Source organism: Ureibacillus yapensis, assembly GCF_003515775.1.
GTDB lineage: Bacteria > Bacillota > Bacilli > Bacillales_A > Planococcaceae > Ureibacillus > Ureibacillus yapensis.
Genome location: NZ_QWEI01000009.1, coordinates 1 through 18,869, shown reverse-complemented (window position 1 = coordinate 18,869; position 18,869 = coordinate 1). Strand labels below are relative to the sequence as shown.

Here is an 18,869-nt window from a genome sequence, read left to right as displayed (position 1 = left end):
CAGTAGGGCTTATTATTCCCATCATACCAAAATGAATTGTACTGGTAGTAACTATAATGGGGCGGTTTGGCTTTTTGGGAGCCTTAGTAATTCAATTGTAGGTGGCGGGGGATTGAATAAAATATTGCGACCCATTGTAACCTTTGTTTTTATTGGTCGATGCTTGGTGCAGTTAAAGTCAATTATATTTCATCCTATATACTCAAGCCTCTTATTTTCATTATGCTGGCAGTGGTATCGATTTACACAATACTTAAAAAGATTGGGGAGTATTGAAAAGCGAAATGATATGGAGAAGATATATTGAATCACGGGGTAAGCAAATTTAAATATGCCTTCTTATTGCTTAAGGGTTGAACAGAACCTGTTAATCTATGTTAAACTGGAGGAGATTTGGAAATTTTGTACCAACCATTCGAAGAGTTGGGGAGCTGGCAGAAAAGCAACCAGTTCGGCTATTTTCTGCTAGCTTTTTAGTTAATAAAATCGAGGTGCTTGATGATGATCACTTTACAAGAATTGCAGGTATACCGAAATTTTGATGAGCTTGCAAATGACGTCCTTGACCTGGCAAAGGAAATCTTGCCTGATAAGTTGATTTATTTAACCGCTTTTAGTGATGGACAGCAAATCATCTTAAAACTTTCAGATGAAAATACACAGATTCTTTTATCCGAAGGAATGGTTATCAACCTTGAAGAAACCGTTTGCAATCGGGTTGACTTCGAAAGAAACCAACCGTTGATTTTTGAGGATATAAAGAAAGAACCTTGCTTGGATGATTTAAAAGAAATACTCGAAGATGTAAATATTGAATCCTATCTGGGAATACCGATTTCACTTGTGAGTGGGGAACGGTTCGGGACATTATGTGCAGCTCATCATGAAGCCAGCCATTTTGACAAGAAAAGCGTAGATTTGCTTCAACGAATTGCCAGGATGTTTTCTTATTACTTGGAATTGGAGCGTCTTGCTTATCGAGATGCATTGACCGGCCTGTACAATAGGCAGTATCTTTTTAGATTTTTTGATGCTTTATCCAAAGAGGGAGGCGTCCTATTTTTTCTTGATTTGGATGGGTTTAAAAAGGTCAATGACAAATATGGCCATGATGCAGGGGATGAGGTACTTAAGGAAGTGGCTTCAAAGCTCCAGCTATTTGTGGAAGGAGAGAACGGGGCCTTTGCAGCCCGCTTAGGGGGAGATGAATTCATTATCAATTTCCCTGGCATTTTTACCAAAGCAGACTTGATCAAGCGAGCGGAAAAGCTGCTGAACTCTCTAAACAATTGGGCTGCCAAATATCCGCTCTCCGCAAGCATTGGTATTGTCGCATATCCCGCCAATGGCTATCTTGCTTTAGAAACGCTCCTGAAAAATGCGGATAGCGCGATGTATAAGGCAAAAGGGGCAGGGAAGAACACGTATGCCATCTTTTAAATGAACGAGAGGGAGTTTAGAAAAGGGCTGAAGAAATTCGATTTCCCTCAAGCCCTTTAATTTGAAGCTTTATACTAAACTGCTCACCAGGAATTTGGCTTCCAGCACTTCTTTCGGGATTGGCTTGCTTATATAGTAGCCTTGAATTACCTCAATCCCAAGAGAATGTATGATGTGATATTGTTGTTTATCCTCTACTCCTTCGGCAACCACTTTTAAACCGAGGCTTTTGGCGATATTGCTGACGGATCGGACAATTTCCTTTTTGGTTTCGTTAGTAAGCTCGTTAACAAATGATTTATCGATTTTAACAAAGTCAATTGGCAGAGAGCTCAGATAACTTAGCGAAGAGTAGCCGGTCCCAAAATCGTCCAATGCGATGGTTACACCGAAGTCTTGCAGTTGTTTTAGTTTATCCAGCGTATCTGTCAAGTTGGTAATGGCCATGCTTTCCGTGATTTCCAGTGTTAGGTATTGTGGGTCAAGCTTGGCTTGCCGGGTAATTTCTTTTATTTTACCCACAATAGTATTGCTGACCAGTTGGTGGTTCGAAATATTGACCGAGACAGAAAGGTCATGCCCTTGATTTCGCCACTGTTGCGTCTGTTTGCATGCTTCCTCCAACACCCATTTACCAATCGGCACGATTAAACCGGTTTCTTCAGCCAATGGAATAAATTCGGCTGGAGACATGAATCCCTTCTCAGGATGATGCCAGCGGAGCAATGCTTCCATGGCAATGATTTTATTGGTTTTTAAATCGAGTTGCGGCTGGTAGTAGACTTCTAATTCATTCCTCAAGAGCGCTTTTCGCAAGTCGTTTTCCAGCAATAATTTAGTTGAAATTTCATCATTCATTGCTTCGGTGAAAAACTTGTAATTGTTGCGCCCGGATTCTTTTGCTCGATACATGGCCAAATCGGCATACTTGATTAGGCTTTCTGCATCTCTTCCATCTGATGGATAACTACTGATCCCCATGCTTGGCGTACAGTAAATCTCTTTTCCATCGAGAATGAAAGGGGTGGACATCAATTGAAGGATATTATTCACAGTTTTTTCAATTTCATCGCATGAGACATCCTGCAGCAGCAGAATAAATTCATCGCCCCCTTGTCGAGAGACAATATCTTTTTCACCCACTGAACTGACGAGTCTTTTCGCCGCCTCCTCCAAAAGAAGATCACCCATTCGATGGCCAAATGTGTCATTGATTATTTTAAAGCGGTCCAAGTCAATAAATACGACAGCCAACTTTTTCCCATTAAGCATCGCTTGCGTAATCTCCTGTTCCATCAGGGTATTGAAATTATTGCGATTAATTAGGCCTGTCAGCGTATCATAGTGAGCGAGATAGAGAATTTCGTTGTTTGCTTTCTCCAATTCCTCGGCTGTAGGAATTTTGAGAAGCTTTGGAATAACCGTCCAAATCAAGATGGCTGTGATAATCGAGATTGTTGCTGTTAATGCTGCTGCGATGGATTGCAGAGTATAAAATTGATGGGTCGCAAAAATATGCGGCAGCACATGCAAGAGATGCGTTATGCCGCACATCAATATAAACAAAGTAAAACAAAGGTACATCCATTTGAACTTAAGGTCTCGCCGCTTCTTGATAAAATATAAAATGGAAAGCGGAATCGTGAAATAAGCCAGACTGGTTAATAAATCAGAAACTGTTTGAACAGGGAGATATGACGTATGCATGGAGGAAATTACTAAACTAGTTAACATTTGACTCATTCTACTTTATTCTCCTTTTGGGTGGTGCAAAAATGGTGCTAAGCCGTTCTTGCCGATTGCTGTCTGTTTTCACGGGAATGATCCCCAAACTAATCGCTCGGTAAAAGTATATAAAATATTCAAGCTATTAAATTTAATAAGCAACATTTCCCATTATATAGCATTGAATCGAAATGTTGTATATACTTTCCGAAATAAATTATGTCTTTTTTCATAATTATACCTAAAAATTATCTCTAAATTTAGATGTTATAAATCCAATGGCCTAGTTAACGAAATGGTAAATCGACAAAAAATAGGAGATTAGATTTCATTTCTTTTGGGTAGGGAATATTTGGAGCATAGAAGTTAGCGATTTTATGCTAAAATGTATATCCGAAAGGAAGTCGTCATGAAAAGAACAGCTTATTTTGATAACGCAAAAGCAATTTTAATCTATTTAGTTGTGTTAGGACATCTCATGTCAGGATATTTGTTGAACAATGGCTATCTAGATTCCCTATATATCGTAATTTATTTATTCCATATGCCTGCCTTTATCTTAATTTCTGGGCATTTCTCTAAGACCATCAAGAATAAGGAAGATTTTAAGAAAATGGCAAAAACCTTGCTGCTGCCGTATCTGATCTTCCAATTATTATATACCTTGTACTATAAACAGGTGTTTGGCGACAGTGTTACGTTTGATTTATTTGAACCGCGTTATGCTTTATGGTTTTTACTAAGCATGATTATGTGGAAACTGATGCTTTGGGTATTCGGACGACACAAAGCGATGATTTTGGTATCTATCGTGTTGTCATTGCTTGTAGGTTATATTAGTGAAGTCAATCAATGGCTGTCGCTGTCGAGAACATTTTTCTTCTTCCCGTTCTTTTTACTGGGGTATTTCTTGAACCGCGAAAATTTCGTGAAGTTGAAAAATCACTGGAATGTCGCAATAGCAAGCGTGTTGGCGGTAGCACTTGTCATATTTGTTTACCTTTACGGCAATATCCAATGGAAAGAATGGTTCTTTGGAAGAAATCCGTATGATGAAATCAGCTACGGAATTTTTGAATCGGGAATTTTAAGCCGAATGACCATTTACGTGCTGATGATTGTCAGTACATATATATTCTTATCCTTGGTCCCAAAAAGCTCGCAATGGTATACCAATATTGGTGGTAAAACATTGGTTGTCTATCTTCTGCATCTATTTATTGTTAGAGCGTTTAGAGAAACGGGAATTTATAGCTGGATAGAAGAAACGGGGAATTATATCGCTTTGTTCGCAATTGCCTTTGTCATTGTCTATGTCCTTTCAAGCAAGTGGGTATGGAAACTGACTGCACCTATACTCACGGCAGGCAAGAAATAAATATGTTTAGTCCAAGAACCCGGAAAATGAAACTCCGGGTTCTTTTTCATATAGAAAGCAAATTTAAAAATTTAGTAATATTCAGCATAGCAATGTGAATAAGCTATCTCTAATAACTTACTTGGCCTGTATTGTTAGTGAATATTTTTCCTTTCAGGGAACAATACTGGAAGGTAGAGAAGGAGGAGTTTTTCATGATTGCAGCGATTGACAAAATCAAAGTGGAAGAATACGAGTTTCTGTTGGAATATAAAAATGAGCGTGAAGGGCTTCCTTATGTTTTATGGGTATTCAAGAATGGGGAACCGCTTATGCAACATCATCAGCCTGACCAAATAAATATGAACTTTCCCGCAAATTTCAGCAGGGCCTTTTTGGTAGACGTCTGTCATCGATTTGTAAGCAATGAACAACTGAACGCGTGTCCTGCATAAGGATGGGCTAGTCAGAAATGCTTGCTTAAAAAAGAATGTAAAAAATGTGTTTGAAAACGAAATTACAGGGAAACAAGATACTGCTAGGTACTTCCTAGATTTCATCTCTTCAAATCTTCTACTTTTGTAGGAGATTTTTTTATTGGACATTAGCATATGTAATATATATAGGACATAAAAAGTGGAGGTGCTTATGGATGATCTTTGTATGGATGCTTGCAATGATTCTGGTGATATTCGTTCCCGTTTTCATGTGGAAACACGGTGTAGTATTGAGTAATCGCGGTTATATCGGTGTTTTGATTGGTTTATGTTCCATTGGTGCTTTTTCATTGTTCGGCATTTTGTCCGGACACTGATTGTGTTTAAAACCAAACGTTTCCATGTTTTCACTTTTTCCTTACGTGGTACAGTTTAACTAGAAGCGTGAAAAAGGAGGAAGAATTATGTATCCAACAGATGATGCGACTCCCGGGAGATTCAACATTGAGGTGGCGTATACAAAACAAGAAGCAGTGGAAATCATTAAAAGATTGAAAAACGACGAGATTCCAAAAGGCGACATTCATGTGGTAGGAAAAGAATTGGTCGAATTCGCCAATTTAAAATGGGACGCTGAAATCAATTTGCACCGTATCGGCAATAACGGCGACAAAATTACCTCTTTCTTTACTGGAGAGAATGCTGACATCGAAGGGCTAAAGAGGGCGAAATTGCCGGAAGACGAGCTTCATCGCTTCCAACAGATTGTTGATAACGGCGGCGTGCTGATTTATTCGGATGAGTATTTGGACACGAAAAAAGTGGTCAATCAAATGGAAAGAGATCCGAATTATATTGACGATTCTGCTACCTATGATGATGGAGCGCGGTTATAGGGCATATGTTTAAAACGGCGATAAAAAAGTAAAAGTATTAATCCGGAAAGTGTGGATTAATACTTTTTTATATTTGCTATCTAGCAAAACTGCGCTAACTTGTCAAGTGTTAACTTCGAAAAATATGTTTATCGTTTTGGGCGAGGGGTAAAGAAGAGTATACTCAAAAGGAGGAATTCAAGATGTATTCATCACATCATAACAGCATAGGTCGATATAACATTGAAGTGGCCCATACGAAAACGGAAGCACTAGGAATTATTGATCGATTGAAGAATGATGGAATTCCTAAGGGTCAGATTAATGTGATAGGCAAAGATTTAGACGGTCTTAAAGATTTAAAATGGGATCCGGATGTAGATGTACAGAAAACAGGTACTGTCGGAGATAAATTTAAATCCTTGTTCACGGGAGAAGATGCAGTCATGGAAGGTCTTAAAGATGCAGACTTGCCGGAAAGCCAATTGCTGCACTACAAAGAAGTTGTGGAAAATGGCGGTGTATTAATTTACACAGACGATTATATCGAGACAACCGTGGTCGAAAGAGACCTGCCGCGAGACTTAAATTCCTTCGGCAATTACCAGAACCCATTGCTCTAGATGGCACAAAAGTGAGCGGACTGGCTCCATATCGCGTTAATAAGGGCCGGCGCCTTTGTTAACATAAAAGACGTTAACCCGAGACGGGGTTAACGTCTTTTGGTGCTTTCAGAGTTTTTGGTCAAATTATTATCGGCTTTGAAGAGAGCATGAACTTAACTTTAATCGCGATTTAAACAGGATCATGGGAGTTTTTATATACTTCCTCTTCGAATTCATGATAGAGTTAGAAGAAATTCTAAAGTGAGTAGGCGATAAAGATGATTGAAGTAAAAACATCACCACTAAGTAACGGAGAATTCAATAGAGGGGTATTTGCAACCTGTGATATTAAAAAAGGCACGCTTATTCATGAAGCGCCTGTTATCGCTTACCCAAACGATCAGCATCATCATATTGAGCAAACCCTATTGGCTGACTATGCATTTGAGTATGGAATCAATCATACTGCCATCCTTCTAGGATACGGCATGTTATTCAACCATTCCTACACACCAAACGCAACCTATGAAATCAATTTTAACAATCACACCTTTGATTTTTATGCTTATAAGGATATCCAGGCAGGCGAAGAAATTCTAATCAACTACAATGGCGATGAGGAAGACCAGGAAAAACTGTGGTTTGATGTGGAATAGAATTTAGGTACATGAAGTGCATTTGGGAAGGGAATTGCATCCGGAAAGCCTTTCATAGGGTGGATGAAGTGCATTTGGGAAGAGGAATGCCCGCGGAAAGCCTCTCATAGGGTGAATGAAGTGCATTTGAGAAGAAAATTGCACCCGGAAAGCCTTTCATAGGGTGGATGAAGTGCATTTGGGAAGAGAATTGCACGTGGAAAGCCTTTCAGAAAGGGAATGAAGTGCATTTGGGAAGGAATATAACTCCAAATGCACTTCATCAGCAGAGCGAACTTACTTGCACTGTATTGATTTAAAAATCACATTCCATTTCTTTTCGCGAGTAGTAAAATTCGTATGTAGTTTCCAACATACGATCGCTGCTATTCAACAGCTGCTCCGAATCAATATTAAAGTACTTTTCCAAAAATTGAATCATATTTGATCGTTCCTTCTCTGTCAACATACAATCGACCTCCTAATTGATATATAACAATATATTCACCTATACTCTGATATATAACAGATAAAAGCCCAAATATCGGTTAAATTTTCTAAAGCTTGAAGGGCAGGATACAATATGTGGAAAAGGACTCATTGATTTTGGAACGTGTTTCATCTTATCCTTAGAGGGATGATGAACTGTAGGGAGGATTTTGCATGTTTAAAAATTTCGTTGGAAATGCAGTAGGTGACGCTTTAGGGCTAAGTGATATCGGGCAAGTAATCAAACCCGAAGACTACGGCAAAACCGAGTCGGATGATTTTATTTTAACAGAGGATGGGGAGAAGATTTTCTTCCTTATTAAATCAAAGACGGATGAGTATTGCTTTACAAACTTGGCTTTATTGCACTTGGACGGAGAATCTGCCGTGAGCAAAAAGCGCGTTTTGAAACGATATGATTACTACAAACATCAATTCGAGAACGTCATGTTGGAGACGGCGGGTACAATCGATCTAGACCTTGAAATTAAGTTCCAGATTGGCCATAACGATTTTTCCATCGACATTTCCAAGAAATTCGGAGTGGAAATTGCTGATCTTTATAAATCGTTGCTTGCCATTTCCAAAATACAGGAAAAGAATGCGCGTTTAAACGAGTTTGCAAAAGAGGCCCTGTCCATTGCGCGTAATCTCGATTACGGAGCACGTTCCACGGACACGCCGATCAATATTGAATTCAACAAAATTGTAGACTTCGCCAACACCTGGTTAGTCCAAACCTATGAACAAAACGAGAAAAAAGATTTCTCGGATGTCTTCCAAAAATATATCCAAAATTAAAAGAGGAAAGCGTTGATTCTAACGGATCGACGCTTTTTTTGGCGCAATAGTGAAGATTGTAATGATGATCGGCTAAAGCGGCGATTTAAGTGAGTTTGGTGAAATATGCTCGATTAGAAGGGGTTTAAAGCGGTATTTGAAATGATGTTGATGAAAGATGCTTGATTAGAAGCAGTCTAAAGAAGTGTTTGAAGTGAGATTGATGAAAAACGCTCGATTAGAAGTGGGCTAAAGCGGTGTCTGCAGTGTTTTTGATGGAAGATGCTCGATTAGAAGGTGGATAAAGCAAAGTTAGCCTTGAGATTGATGAAAAACGCTCGATTAGAAGCGTTCTAAGCGATATGTGCAGTGATACTAATGAAAATGTTCGAATAGAAGCTGTCTCAAGCTGATGATTAAGAAAATGCCGGCATCCTAAATAATAATCCCCTAGATAAGTAAAGCGGCAAATGCAACAATGGCCTTATTTCACAATAAGTTGAGCTGGGCCACATGTTAATCTGCCGCTATACTAACTTGAAAACAGCAATCCATTATAAATTTTCGTTTTGTTGTTTGATTTCGTCGCCGGTGATGGCAATATTGGTTTCTTCCATCTCTTTATGTTTGTGGACGGAGTTTTTGAGGACGTTCTTGGCGCTTAACCCCGTATCAATCGTGAATTCTTTCTCTTTTGGGGCTGTTGTCAGGAAACGATTATTGTCTTTCACTTTGCATCACTCCTTTTTAAAAGTTTTTACTGCAACCCTTTTACATATACGTAAAGGCTGGGTGACAAATAAAGGTATTAAAAGCTTTTTCATAATTTCGTTATGGAATAAGCTTTTTAAGTACATTTTAAAAACGAGACATATGTCCTTACATATAAGGGTAAGGAATGGTGTAATTAATTTATATTTATCATCGAGATGAGGAATTTTATGATAGGAATTATGATGGCGATTTTGGCCGGTTTTTTCATTGCCTTGCAAAATGTTACAAATGCCGCGATTGGTGCGGAAGTAAGTACCTGGACAACCGCCATGATTACACAGGCAGTCGGGGCTGTGGGGGCAATGATTATTTCAATTTTAGCAAGGCAGAATCGTTTGGCGGGATTCGCTGAAGTGAAACCTTTGTATTTATTTGGGGGATCATTTGGGGCCGTTGTTGTTGCATCCAGTGTGCTGGCCGTTACATACGTAGGGGCAACTGTTGCCAATGCTTTACTCCTGATTGCGCAATTGGGGACTGTCGTTCTGGTTGAAGCGATGGGGGGATTGGATTTGAAAAAGTCACCGATTGCCGGCAAACAGTGGCTGGGGTTGGCATTGATGATGCTTGGTGCTGTTTTTATTAGTTTATAGGGGTGTTGTCGTGGATAACGATTATATTAAAGAATTTTCGCTTCAACGTGTTTTAAATGATGAACTGCTCCACAGCCTTACCATTACTTCCTACAACAAAGGAGATTTCGTTATCAGGCAAGGCGAGAATCCACGTTTTTTATTTTTCTTGGCGAAGGGTAAAATTAAAGCATATAAAATATCGCCTGAAGGAAAAAGGGTGATTATATCCTTTAAGGACTCATTCGATATTATCGGCGATATTGAATTTGTGCAACAGGCTCCCTATATTAACACCGTGGAAGCGATGACGGATGTCGAAATGCTGACCATTCCGATACAAGTTGCTCAAAAATATGGAATGGGTTATTTGCCTTTTGTTCGTTTTCTTTTAGAACGGATTACCGAAAAACTTTACGCCAATTCAAATGCATTGACGTTTAATTTAATGTATCCCGTGGAAGTGCGATTGTGCAGTTATTTGCTATCGATGTCCATGAATAACGAGGCTGTATCAACACGTGATTTACGCGATGCTGCGGATTTAATCGGCACCACGAAGCGCCATATGAATCGGGTCATTGGTGATTTGTGTAAGAAAGGTATTTTGGAACGAAGAGAGCGTTCGATTTTGATTGTTGATCGTGAACGGCTCACTATTCTTGGGAAAAACAATATATATGAGGAGGAAAAGCAATGATTTTAGGTGGAATTTTGGCATTGATCGCCGGAGCTGGCGTTGGGCTGCAAAATATATTTAATCGCCACTTAAATGAGCATGTCAGTAGTTGGATGGCTACGACTTTTGTTTTGTTGACCGGTAGCATCGCGAGTCTTCTGATTGGGTTGCTTGTTGACGGTCCAGCTATTTTTGATGTTAGCGGCATGAAACTCAGCTACTGGCTTTTTGGCTTGATTGGAATCGGAATTATCTATTGCATGATGCAAGCCATGAAACAACTTGGCCCGACAAAGGCAGTTTTAATCGCAGTTATAGCCCAGTTGACGTCTTCGCTTGTGTTTGACCTGACGGGATTTTTAGTGTTGCCTCAAATGAATTTAAAATGGGAAGATATTTTGGGCATTATGTTGATGATTGCCGGGGTTTTAATTTTTAATATGAAAAAGAAAGATATTTCCAAAACATAAAAAGCAAAAAAGAACCTTTAACAGTTCTTTTTTGCTTTATATATATTAATTTAAAATCGTCACTTTCACTTGTTTCACGCCATAATTGATGGCTGCTTGTTTAGAAGGAATAAAGACATCGATTTTATTTCCTTTTATGGCACTGCCTGTGTCTCCAGCAATGGCTTCACCATAACCTTCTACATAAACCTTGCTGCCCAGTGGAATCACGGATGGGTCAACCGAAATCACTTTTGCATTCGGGTTTTGTTTTAGGTTAATGCCCGTAGCTGTAACGCCTGAACAACCCTCGCATGAAGCCGTATATGCTGTTGCTTGCATGATTAGCTCCTTGCTGTTTGTGCTTGTAGAAGGTGCTGTTTGTGCTGCACTTTCAGATGCACGTGTAGTAGAGACGCCAGCAACTGCTTTTTTCGGCGCGCTTTGCTGTGAAACTGCCTTCTGTGAGCTTTCTTGAGATGAAGCAGTTGGTTGCGGTGCCGGAGTGTTTTGTGCTGGAGCCGCTGCCACTACTGTTTTGCCATTATTATATAGAGTTAAAGTTAAACCAGGTTGAATCAGCTCGGATTGCAACTGGTTCCAATTTTTTATTTGCGAAACGGTTACATTATATTTTTGCGCTATGCTCCACAATGTATCGCCTTTTTTAACAGTATATTGATTTTGTGGATTAAGCGTTAAAACATCTCCTGCATGGATAGTATCCGAAGAAAGGTGGTTCCACGTTTGGATATTTTCTACCGTTACATTATGTTCGCGGGAGATTCCCCAAAGTGTATCGCCTTTTTCTACAGTAATAGTTGAAGCTTGTGCATTTGCACCGATTCCAGCCGCAAGAACGGCAACAGGTACTATTGAAATTACTTTTTTAAACATATATAAAAATCCTCCAATGTTCTTCGTTGTTAATTTTCTCTATCCTATCATAGATTTTTGATAGAAAAAGAACAAAGAGGTGTTAATTCGATTACAGGAATGGCAATTATATTGCAAAAACATTTCATGTATTATCCAACACAAGAAAAAATTATTATTATTAGCAATCTTTTAAGTGGTTGCTTGTATGAGGATTTTGGCCCGGCTGGAGAATGAGTTGTGGCGTTTGGTGAGGGTAGCAGGTGTCAAAGTAGTGTAGAGCAGGTTTTACATTTGCATGAACTTGGGGGAAGAGATATAAGAAGGATTCTAAATGCCCGTTTTGATGTGGGCAGGGAGCAACAGGGTTTATAGAAGCAATCTAAACGCCCGTTTGACTGAGTGTGAAAAAGGGTTAATAGAAGCAATCCAATTTGTTTTCCACCCCGAACTTGTGTATAAGCGATTGTTTTATTGTTTGCAATTAGGTTTTATTCGCTATTATATAAGAAAAGAAAAAAATAAAAACCCGGAATAAATTCCGGGTCTGATTTCACTACATGATATCCATGACACACTGCCTCGCTTTCGCATGAATCTTAAGATATTCCTAAGACAACTTGCTCTAGCTCTATTCAGTTACAGATGGTCCTTCTGAGTTAACGATCATTCGCCCTCATCGGGTTAACCCTCCTAGTCATTGGACTTGAAGTGGAATCTCTAATAGTATAGGCCGGCTCAATTTTTTTATACATCTCATTTAAAAATTTTTATAGTAAATTTATATTGAAGAAAATGTGCAAAAGAGGTAAGTTTATTTTGTCAAAAGGGTAAAAGAGATTATAACTGTAAAGATCATGCTTACAAAGAAAGGGGAAGCCAGATGAACAAGCAACCGAATAAACCGAGCCGGAATAGAAACTTTGAATTTTCAGTAGAGAACCTCTCAAGAGCAGTCTTTGTAGTAAACAAACATGCAAAATCGGCAACAGACCCTAAATTTTTATATACGTTGAAGAAACAAGCACTGGAAAAAATGCTCGATGAAGGCAAAGCAGAGAAGGTTGGCTTGCACTTCTCGAGAAACCCGAAGCTTTCAAAACAAACTTCTTCTGTTTTAATTTCCTGTGGAGAATTTTTATTTCACACGCCTCCAACAAAACAAGACTTTCAAACATTGCCCCATTTAGGCGACTTGAATGACCAGCAAAGAAATCCCAAAACGCAAGTTTCTTTAAAACAAGCCAAATCCTTGCTGCTGGCATACACAGGAATGAAAGAACCTCAACCAACGAATCCCTATTCCCAGAAAACCAAACCCTATTTGTCTCCATATGCAAAACGCTTTGGTGAGCGTTAATAAGGTTTTTAGACAATCATCAATTTTGACTTTTTTTCATACTATACTGTTGGGGTGAAAAAATGCCAAGAATAAAATACAGAGATGCGGATGTTGATTTAATAGCGCGGATGATGCGGGCGGAAGCCGAGGGTGAAGGCAACCAGGGTATGCTGTATGTAGGCAACGTAATTGTCAATCGCGTTATTGCCGATTGCTTGGACTTTCGGGATGTGAGGACGGTGGAAGATGTCATTTACCAGGTCCAGGGAGGAAATTATTCTTTTGAAGCGGTTCAAAAGGGGAATTTATTCTATAGTCCAGCGAGAGAAAATGAACGACGATTAGCAAGACAGGTACTGGAATATTGGAGGGAACTGCCAGGAAGGTATGCGCTTTGGTATTTCAATCCGTATGCACCTTGCCCACCGACATGGTATGATCAACCGTTTGCCGGCCAATTTAAAAATCATTGTTATTATGAACCGCAAGCGAATACGTGTGAAAGTGTTTATAGTGGATAAGATTCGGGAAAGCATTCTTGAGAATCATGGAAAAAGGGGATCCTACAATCATTTTAACGATTGTAGGTCCCTCTTTTTTATTCCGCTCTTGTGAAATGTTTATAAGATATTCGATACCAAGCTTCGCTAGTTCCGCTTCGACCGGCAAACATTAAACCGAGATTATGTGGGATAAGGACGCTTTTCTTGCATTCGAATGTTGCAATGAGGGTTAAGTTTTCTGCCCCCTATGTTACACTAACCTTCAAGAGGTGTTTATTATGCAGCAATTGCAATTTGAAGCATCCTGGGACAAAGCGTTGGCTGATCAGGACCGAAAAATAATAGAAGCTATCTTTAATGAGACAGTGCAATTAAACAGTTCCGGCATTATTTGTTCGCCTATAAGGGAAGCGATTAACCATAAAGAGGAATTGCTGGTCACTGTATTGGTTCATAATTTTACGAACGATTCATGGAACCTTCATCATACACAACTACAATATAGCATAAAAGGAAAGATTGTTGCGGACCATATGTTTACGCTCCCAAAACTCGAAATTCCGCCCAAGATGAGCATGCCCTGGACATTCATCTTTCCAAAGGACAGCTATCTTCCGCAAACTTCTTATAGCAATGGGCGATTGAACATCCTTCCATCTGAGGATACATAATAGTAAAGGAAGCGGTAAAAATGAACTTTGAAACAGTAATGCAGGAGCTTGAAGCGCTCAGCAAGGAACGAACGAAAAAAATATACATTTCCAATGGAGCGCAGGAACCGTTATTCGGCGTGGCCACGGGGGCAATGAAGCCGATTGCAAAAAAAATTAAAATCAATCAGACTCTAGCTGAAGAACTTTATGCGACAGGGAATTACGATGCCATGTACTTTGCAGGCATTATTGCTGACCCGAAAGCTATGACCGAGTCTGACTATGACCGTTGGATGGACGCAGCGTATTTTTATATGCTGTCTGATTATGTGGTGGCCGTTACTTTATCGGAGTCGGATACTGCACAGGAAGTAGCAGATAAATGGATTGCAAGCGGGGAGGAGCTGAGAATGTCGGCAGGCTGGAGCTGTTACTGCTGGCTTTTGGGAAATCGCAAAGACCATGAATTTTCTGAGAGCAAGATTTCGGAAATGCTGGATCTTGTGAAAAAGACCATTCACGATTCACCTGAACGAACAAAATCATCAATGAATAATTTTCTGTACACAGTCGGAATTTCCTTTGTACCGCTACATGAAAAGGCAGTCGAGACAGCAAAGGCAGTAGGGATTGTAGAAGTCAAGCGGGACAATAAAAAAAGCAGCTTCCTCAACGCTTACGAAAATATTCAAAAAGAAATAGATAAAGGAAGACTTGGTTTTAAACGCAAGTATGTTCGATGTTAAAAAATCGGGTGTAGCCGTTTTTTCAAAAACCGCCATGATTATTCAACCATTTTAGAAATAAAAAACGAATAGTTACACCTCCATGTCTCAAAATAAGAATCATGGAGGTGAGAGAGAAATGGAAAGAAGAAAGTACAATAAAGATCAACAAGACCGCAATGCGAACAATCGTGAAGAATTTGCTGAAGAAGTGGACTTCAATCGCAATCAAAACAATGAAGAATTCGCGTTAGAAGCAAACTTCAACCGCAACCAAAGAAGAAATAATCAACAAAACGACGAAAATTGTGAAGATTGCCAATTTTAGGACTAAATTTTAATTTCTCTGAACTGAATTAAACTGTTAAAAAAGCGTTGATCCATTATGGATTGGCGTTTTTTTATTGGAAAAAGAGGCCGTGTCAAAACAATATCAATGATTTCCCTTTTCCAAAGCGAGTTTTAATCCAAAACCGATAAGAACCGTACCTGTAAGCCCTTCTACGAAAGTTTGAGTTTTCGGTTTTTTCATAAAAGCGCTGACTTGATGAATTAAATAAATATAAAAGACAAACCATAGAGCCGTAAGTACCGCATACGTAATGCCCATAATCAGGAACGGCATAAATGTGTTGCCTCCCGTATCGACGAATTGAGGGAAAAAGGTCAAGAAAAAGATGGCTACTTTGGGATTTAATATATTCGTCAGAAATCCTTGTTTAAAACAGGATGTTTGCTCAAATTGAATTTCAGCCTTTTGCTCATCGCCTTCTCGCTCCTCTTTTTTTCTCAAAGATAGTAGGGTTTTGATGCCCAGGTAAACCAAGTAAATGGCTCCTGCATATTTGAAAATGGAAAATAAAAAAGCGGATTTCGCAACAATCGCAGAAAGCCCCAAAATAGCGGCGGAAGTATGGATCAATAGTGCGCAACAAGTGCCCAGCATTGTTTGAAGACCACCCGATTTGCCCAACGTGAGCGTATTTTTCGTGGCAATTGCCGTATCAGGTCCGGGCAAAATAATAAGTACCATACACATAAAAAGAAACAAATAATAATTCTCCATTTTTCCAATCCTTTCCTTCATTATTTATTCTGTATTATAAATAACTGTCGGCACTTTATAAAGATTATTTTTACTTTCTCCTGGCACTATTCATCCGGTAGAGAGGATGTTTGACCTGCCGAAAGTCGGAAATATACCTATTAAGAAGCATGGAGAAGGGTGGGGTATGGTGATGGACTTTAAAGAAGAAAAAGAAAATCGAAGAAAAGATTATTATGAAGATTTGACCGTCAATCGAAAAAACATTGAAGAAGAAAATACACAGCATGAATTCTCCGAAAACCTGAACAAAGGCAAAAAATTGGAACAAAAAGAAAACCGTCAGGAAGAATTTTTCGAGGATTTGGACGTTACCCGCAAACAGGACGAGCGAAATTAATTTGTCATTGCGAAGAAAAATAGTAATGGACTTAGTTCATGAGTGCGAACTAAGTCCATTTTTTTTGCCGTATTTGCGTTTAGTGGGAAACCTTACTCATTCGCTTTAAAAAATGACATTTCGCTCCTTGAGGCATGCCAAAGTTTTCGTGCTGCGGAAGATCAACTATTCTAAAAAGGCTGGCTTTACTCCGAGCATTGGGCCATCTCAATTTTGAAGGGTGGCTCTATATAACATTTCTTAGGTTTCATGGATTTCATTTTTAATGCTCATACTGAAAATATTATCACTGAAAGAGGAGTGAAAAGCCATGCCCAGAAAGACTGCTGAAACAAATGACCAAGAAGAGAGTATGACGGTGCCGGTGCCTCAAAATATTGATGAAATCGATAACATATCCCGTATGTTGGGCTCCGTGCTGGATTATTTGTCTGATGAAGAAAATGAAGAAATTGACATTGAATATATTTTTGATAAAACAGAGGGCCTCCGGGAATGGTGGGGCCGCTATCAGGAAAGAAACAGGAAAAAGATTGAAGAGGAAATTAAAGCATCTCTTGGTGAGCTTTCTTTTGAAGATCTTCAAAAAATTCACGAACAGATTAAAGAAAACAGAGCGGATGTTCATTAGTTCATGTGATGGACAATCGAAGAGAAGAGGACTAAAAAGCATTAACCAAGTGGCATGTTGTCCAATAAGCTGAAGTTATGAACAGAATGGATAGCTCACAATGTGGAAGGCATTCATCCCACAAGATGGATGCTCTTTTTGTTTTGCATGAACTATATTATTGCCTCCTTTGGGCATATTACATTAAGAGGTGATGATAATGAGCAAGCAAAAAAGAAATGACAAACAACGCATTAATGTGGAATTAGGTGGAATGGATCTTTTCGGGACAACTTCCAATGCAGCGGTGGGCGGCTATAAAGCTTCCGGAGATATTGAAAATGCGGGAAGATTAGATAAAGGCTTCCAAAAGGTTGAGGAAGAAGATCGCACACCAAAAGCGTCCCTAAAAGAAGGGGAAAAAGAAGGATATTAATTTAAACGTCATAAAGAATGATGAAAGGACTCGGTTTCCACAGTGAAACCGGTCTTTTTTTCATAATAAAAAGATATAAACGGAATTTTAGATAGCTGAATGAAATGCCAGAGGAAATTGGAAGAATAAAAATATTTTTGAAATTCCACTTTTGTACAGGGTGACTTTCTTAACCAACCATAAACTATATCGTATAGAAGGGGGTGAATGAATATGGGATACAATAATGTAGGCGGAAGTTACGATTGCGGGAACGTTGGTGGAGTAGGCGACTACAAAAACAACAGTAAAGAATTCGTGTTGATTGTTGTGTTGTTTATTTTATTGATTATCGTTGGTGCTCACTTCATGAAAAACGGTTACTAATTTGACCTAGAATATTAAATCCTCGAATGTAAAGGAGGAAAGATAATGCAAAACTATACTCGCTACGATCGAGATTATGAAGACTATGATTATGATAGACACCGCAGAAGAAGACGTCGCCATCGCCATCACCATCACTATCCGATGTATCCAATGCACCATATGTATCCAATGCATCATATGTACCCAATGTATCCGATGCATCACATGTATCCTCGCCCATATTCTCCATATGGCCGCATGCCTTACAATCGTCCGTATTAACCCTGGATCCAAAAATAAAAAGAGGCAGAATTCATTTCGGAATTCTGCCTCTTTATCTATATTTACCTTTGTTTCGTTTAAGCATCGGCACCATTTTCCGAGTTAAACCAAAATTGTGACCAATCTTCTATTTCTTTTAAAACCGGTTTTAGTGAAAGTCCTTTTTCAGTTAAAGAATATTCAATTACAACCGGTGTTTCGGGTATGACTTTCCGTGCAATGACTTCTTGATGTTCGAGATCCTTCAAACGGTCCGATAATACTTTTCCGCTGATCCCAATGCTGGATTGGATTTCGCTAAATCGTTGCGGGCCATCTAACAATTGATATATTACTAAAGCATTCCATCTTTGGCTCAACAGGGATATTGCCTTTTCAAATTTAGGGCAAATCGTTGGTTGCTTCATGTTCCTAACACCTCTTTTGTATCTATTATACCACAAAGTCACCTAATTGATTACAAAAATTAAGTTAGTTACTTGACATTTACATATTACTAAAATACACTAAGTTACATATAGTAACCTTTTGAATTCGAAATAATACAAGTCTTTAATGAAGTGTGATTAAGTTTTAATGCATGCGGGTATTCTTTTTAATGAATCCGAAAGGTGAAAACAAAGTAACCCTGAACTACGGAATCGCTGTAGTATCGGAATAGTGGTATGAAGTTTTGCTAAAAGGCAAGTGATGATGGCAATAATGGCTCTTTTCATCACGGAAAGTGAGGGAACCAATGGGATTTTTAGATAAACTCTTTGGTAAAAAACAAGAAGTACAGGAGGAGAAGAAAGTGGAAAAATTAAACATTGGTATTATTTTAGGATCAACT

Annotated in this window: 28 protein-coding genes and 1 pseudogene; 23 read left to right on the top strand and 6 right to left on the bottom strand. The window is 39.0% G+C overall.

Annotated elements, in window-relative coordinates; genetic code table 11:
* The first annotated feature begins 498 nt into the window (after nt 1-498).
* Nucleotides 499-1,440, top strand: a complete 942-nt coding sequence (locus D1B33_RS14330) for a sensor domain-containing diguanylate cyclase (RefSeq protein WP_118877095.1) — start codon at nt 499-501, stop codon at nt 1,438-1,440.
* Nucleotides 1,441-1,509: 69 nt separating this feature from the next.
* Here D1B33_RS14330 and D1B33_RS14325 read toward each other — a convergent pair whose 3' ends face one another.
* Nucleotides 1,510-3,183, bottom strand: coding sequence for a putative bifunctional diguanylate cyclase/phosphodiesterase (locus tag D1B33_RS14325; protein ID WP_118877094.1), 1,674 nt, complete (start codon nt 3,181-3,183; stop codon nt 1,510-1,512).
* A 391-nt stretch (nt 3,184-3,574) separates the two neighbouring features.
* On the opposite strand from D1B33_RS14325, the gene D1B33_RS14320 reads away from it, so the two are divergent.
* From D1B33_RS14320 to D1B33_RS14300, 6 genes are all read left to right on the top strand, one after another.
* Nucleotides 3,575-4,543 (top strand): acyltransferase family protein, encoded by a 969-nt coding sequence (locus tag D1B33_RS14320; protein WP_158582992.1) that lies wholly within the window; start codon nt 3,575-3,577, stop codon nt 4,541-4,543.
* A 194-nt stretch (nt 4,544-4,737) separates the two neighbouring features.
* The gene (locus D1B33_RS14315) at nt 4,738-4,977 is read left to right on the top strand and encodes a hypothetical protein (protein ID WP_118877092.1); all 240 of its coding nucleotides are present in this window, start codon (nt 4,738-4,740) and stop codon (nt 4,975-4,977) included.
* Between the two features lie 197 nt (nt 4,978-5,174).
* Entirely contained in the window at nt 5,175-5,336 is a 162-nt protein-coding gene (locus D1B33_RS18505) for a hypothetical protein (RefSeq protein WP_158582991.1), read from the top strand.
* 87 nt (nt 5,337-5,423) lie between these two features.
* Complete coding sequence (locus D1B33_RS14310) at nt 5,424-5,855, top strand: general stress protein (RefSeq protein WP_118877091.1); 432 nt, start codon at nt 5,424-5,426, stop codon at nt 5,853-5,855.
* 182 nt (nt 5,856-6,037) lie between these two features.
* Nucleotides 6,038-6,457 (top strand): general stress protein, encoded by a 420-nt coding sequence (locus tag D1B33_RS14305; protein ID WP_118877090.1) that lies wholly within the window; start codon nt 6,038-6,040, stop codon nt 6,455-6,457.
* 260 nt (nt 6,458-6,717) lie between these two features.
* Nucleotides 6,718-7,095 carry an SET domain-containing protein gene (locus D1B33_RS14300; protein ID WP_118877089.1) on the top strand — a complete coding sequence of 126 codons (378 nt, stop codon included), beginning with the start codon at nt 6,718-6,720 and terminating at the stop codon, nt 7,093-7,095.
* A gap of 295 nt (nt 7,096-7,390) precedes the next feature.
* Here the strand turns inward: D1B33_RS14300 and D1B33_RS14295 are convergent, their stop codons facing one another.
* On the bottom strand, nt 7,391-7,543 hold the full coding sequence (locus D1B33_RS14295) for a BH0509 family protein (RefSeq protein WP_118877088.1): 153 nt from the start codon (nt 7,541-7,543) through the stop codon (nt 7,391-7,393).
* Nucleotides 7,544-7,737: 194 nt separating this feature from the next.
* On the opposite strand from D1B33_RS14295, the gene D1B33_RS14290 reads away from it, so the two are divergent.
* On the top strand, nt 7,738-8,364 hold the full coding sequence (locus tag D1B33_RS14290) for a PH domain-containing protein (protein ID WP_118877087.1): 627 nt from the start codon (nt 7,738-7,740) through the stop codon (nt 8,362-8,364).
* 533 nt (nt 8,365-8,897) lie between these two features.
* Here the strand turns inward: D1B33_RS14290 and D1B33_RS18590 are convergent.
* Nucleotides 8,898-9,074, bottom strand: coding sequence for a hypothetical protein (locus D1B33_RS18590; protein WP_199677424.1), 177 nt, complete (start codon nt 9,072-9,074; stop codon nt 8,898-8,900).
* A gap of 210 nt (nt 9,075-9,284) precedes the next feature.
* Between D1B33_RS18590 and D1B33_RS14285 the strand changes: the two genes are divergently transcribed.
* The 3 genes from D1B33_RS14285 to D1B33_RS14275 are packed head-to-tail and all read left to right on the top strand — an operon-like array spanning nt 9,285 to nt 10,838.
* Nucleotides 9,285-9,710: a DMT family transporter gene (locus tag D1B33_RS14285; RefSeq protein WP_158582990.1), complete on the top strand. Its 426-nt coding sequence runs from the start codon at nt 9,285-9,287 to the stop codon at nt 9,708-9,710.
* A gap of 10 nt (nt 9,711-9,720) precedes the next feature.
* Nucleotides 9,721-10,389, top strand: a complete 669-nt coding sequence (locus tag D1B33_RS14280; RefSeq protein WP_158582989.1) for a Crp/Fnr family transcriptional regulator — start codon at nt 9,721-9,723, stop codon at nt 10,387-10,389.
* Nucleotides 10,386-10,838: a DMT family transporter gene (locus D1B33_RS14275; protein WP_118877084.1), complete on the top strand. Its 453-nt coding sequence runs from the start codon at nt 10,386-10,388 to the stop codon at nt 10,836-10,838. Before D1B33_RS14280 ends, D1B33_RS14275 begins: the two co-directional genes overlap by 4 nt.
* A gap of 45 nt (nt 10,839-10,883) precedes the next feature.
* Here the strand turns inward: D1B33_RS14275 and D1B33_RS14270 are convergent, their stop codons facing one another.
* The gene (locus D1B33_RS14270; RefSeq protein WP_118877083.1) at nt 10,884-11,714 is read right to left on the bottom strand and encodes a LysM peptidoglycan-binding domain-containing protein; all 831 of its coding nucleotides are present in this window, start codon (nt 11,712-11,714) and stop codon (nt 10,884-10,886) included.
* 313 nt (nt 11,715-12,027) lie between these two features.
* On the opposite strand from D1B33_RS14270, the gene D1B33_RS14265 reads away from it, so the two are divergent.
* The 6 genes from D1B33_RS14265 to D1B33_RS14240 all read left to right on the top strand — a co-directional run bounded on the left by D1B33_RS14265 (nt 12,028) and on the right by D1B33_RS14240 (nt 15,244).
* The gene (locus tag D1B33_RS14265; RefSeq protein WP_118877082.1) at nt 12,028-12,231 is read left to right on the top strand and encodes a hypothetical protein; all 204 of its coding nucleotides are present in this window, start codon (nt 12,028-12,030) and stop codon (nt 12,229-12,231) included.
* 345 nt (nt 12,232-12,576) lie between these two features.
* A complete protein-coding gene (locus tag D1B33_RS14260) occupies nt 12,577-13,053 on the top strand; it encodes a YkyB family protein (protein ID WP_118877081.1) in 477 nt (158 codons plus the stop codon).
* Between the two features lie 62 nt (nt 13,054-13,115).
* A complete protein-coding gene (locus D1B33_RS14255; RefSeq protein ID WP_118877080.1) occupies nt 13,116-13,556 on the top strand; it encodes a cell wall hydrolase in 441 nt (146 codons plus the stop codon).
* Nucleotides 13,557-13,816: 260 nt separating this feature from the next.
* Nucleotides 13,817-14,209: an SLAP domain-containing protein gene (locus tag D1B33_RS14250; RefSeq protein WP_118877079.1), complete on the top strand. Its 393-nt coding sequence runs from the start codon at nt 13,817-13,819 to the stop codon at nt 14,207-14,209.
* Between the two features lie 20 nt (nt 14,210-14,229).
* Nucleotides 14,230-14,937 (top strand): DNA alkylation repair protein, encoded by a 708-nt coding sequence (locus D1B33_RS14245; protein WP_118877078.1) that lies wholly within the window; start codon nt 14,230-14,232, stop codon nt 14,935-14,937.
* 118 nt (nt 14,938-15,055) lie between these two features.
* Nucleotides 15,056-15,244 (top strand): hypothetical protein, encoded by a 189-nt coding sequence (locus tag D1B33_RS14240; RefSeq protein WP_118877077.1) that lies wholly within the window; start codon nt 15,056-15,058, stop codon nt 15,242-15,244.
* Between the two features lie 105 nt (nt 15,245-15,349).
* Here D1B33_RS14240 and D1B33_RS14235 read toward each other — a convergent pair whose 3' ends face one another.
* Nucleotides 15,350-15,982: a LysE family translocator gene (locus D1B33_RS14235; RefSeq protein WP_118877076.1), complete on the bottom strand. Its 633-nt coding sequence runs from the start codon at nt 15,980-15,982 to the stop codon at nt 15,350-15,352.
* A 166-nt stretch (nt 15,983-16,148) separates the two neighbouring features.
* On the opposite strand from D1B33_RS14235, the gene D1B33_RS14230 reads away from it, so the two are divergent.
* The 5 genes from D1B33_RS14230 to D1B33_RS18355 all read left to right on the top strand — a co-directional run bounded on the left by D1B33_RS14230 (nt 16,149) and on the right by D1B33_RS18355 (nt 18,037).
* Entirely contained in the window at nt 16,149-16,361 is a 213-nt protein-coding gene (locus tag D1B33_RS14230; RefSeq protein ID WP_118877075.1) for a hypothetical protein, read from the top strand.
* 310 nt (nt 16,362-16,671) lie between these two features.
* Nucleotides 16,672-16,992 carry a hypothetical protein gene (locus D1B33_RS14225; RefSeq protein ID WP_118877074.1) on the top strand — a complete coding sequence of 107 codons (321 nt, stop codon included), beginning with the start codon at nt 16,672-16,674 and terminating at the stop codon, nt 16,990-16,992.
* 199 nt (nt 16,993-17,191) lie between these two features.
* A complete protein-coding gene (locus D1B33_RS14220; RefSeq protein ID WP_118877073.1) occupies nt 17,192-17,407 on the top strand; it encodes a hypothetical protein in 216 nt (71 codons plus the stop codon).
* Between the two features lie 207 nt (nt 17,408-17,614).
* Complete coding sequence (locus D1B33_RS14215; RefSeq protein WP_407656743.1) at nt 17,615-17,773, top strand: YjcZ family sporulation protein; 159 nt, start codon at nt 17,615-17,617, stop codon at nt 17,771-17,773.
* Between the two features lie 45 nt (nt 17,774-17,818).
* Entirely contained in the window at nt 17,819-18,037 is a 219-nt protein-coding gene (locus D1B33_RS18355) for a hypothetical protein (RefSeq protein WP_147370417.1), read from the top strand.
* 77 nt (nt 18,038-18,114) lie between these two features.
* Here D1B33_RS18355 and D1B33_RS14205 read toward each other — a convergent pair whose 3' ends face one another.
* Entirely contained in the window at nt 18,115-18,444 is a 330-nt protein-coding gene (locus tag D1B33_RS14205) for a winged helix-turn-helix transcriptional regulator (RefSeq protein ID WP_118877070.1), read from the bottom strand.
* A gap of 329 nt (nt 18,445-18,773) precedes the next feature.
* On the opposite strand from D1B33_RS14205, the pseudogene D1B33_RS18665 reads away from it, so the two are divergent.
* Nucleotides 18,774-18,869: pseudogene (locus D1B33_RS18665) on the top strand (NADPH-dependent oxidoreductase); the annotation flags it as partial.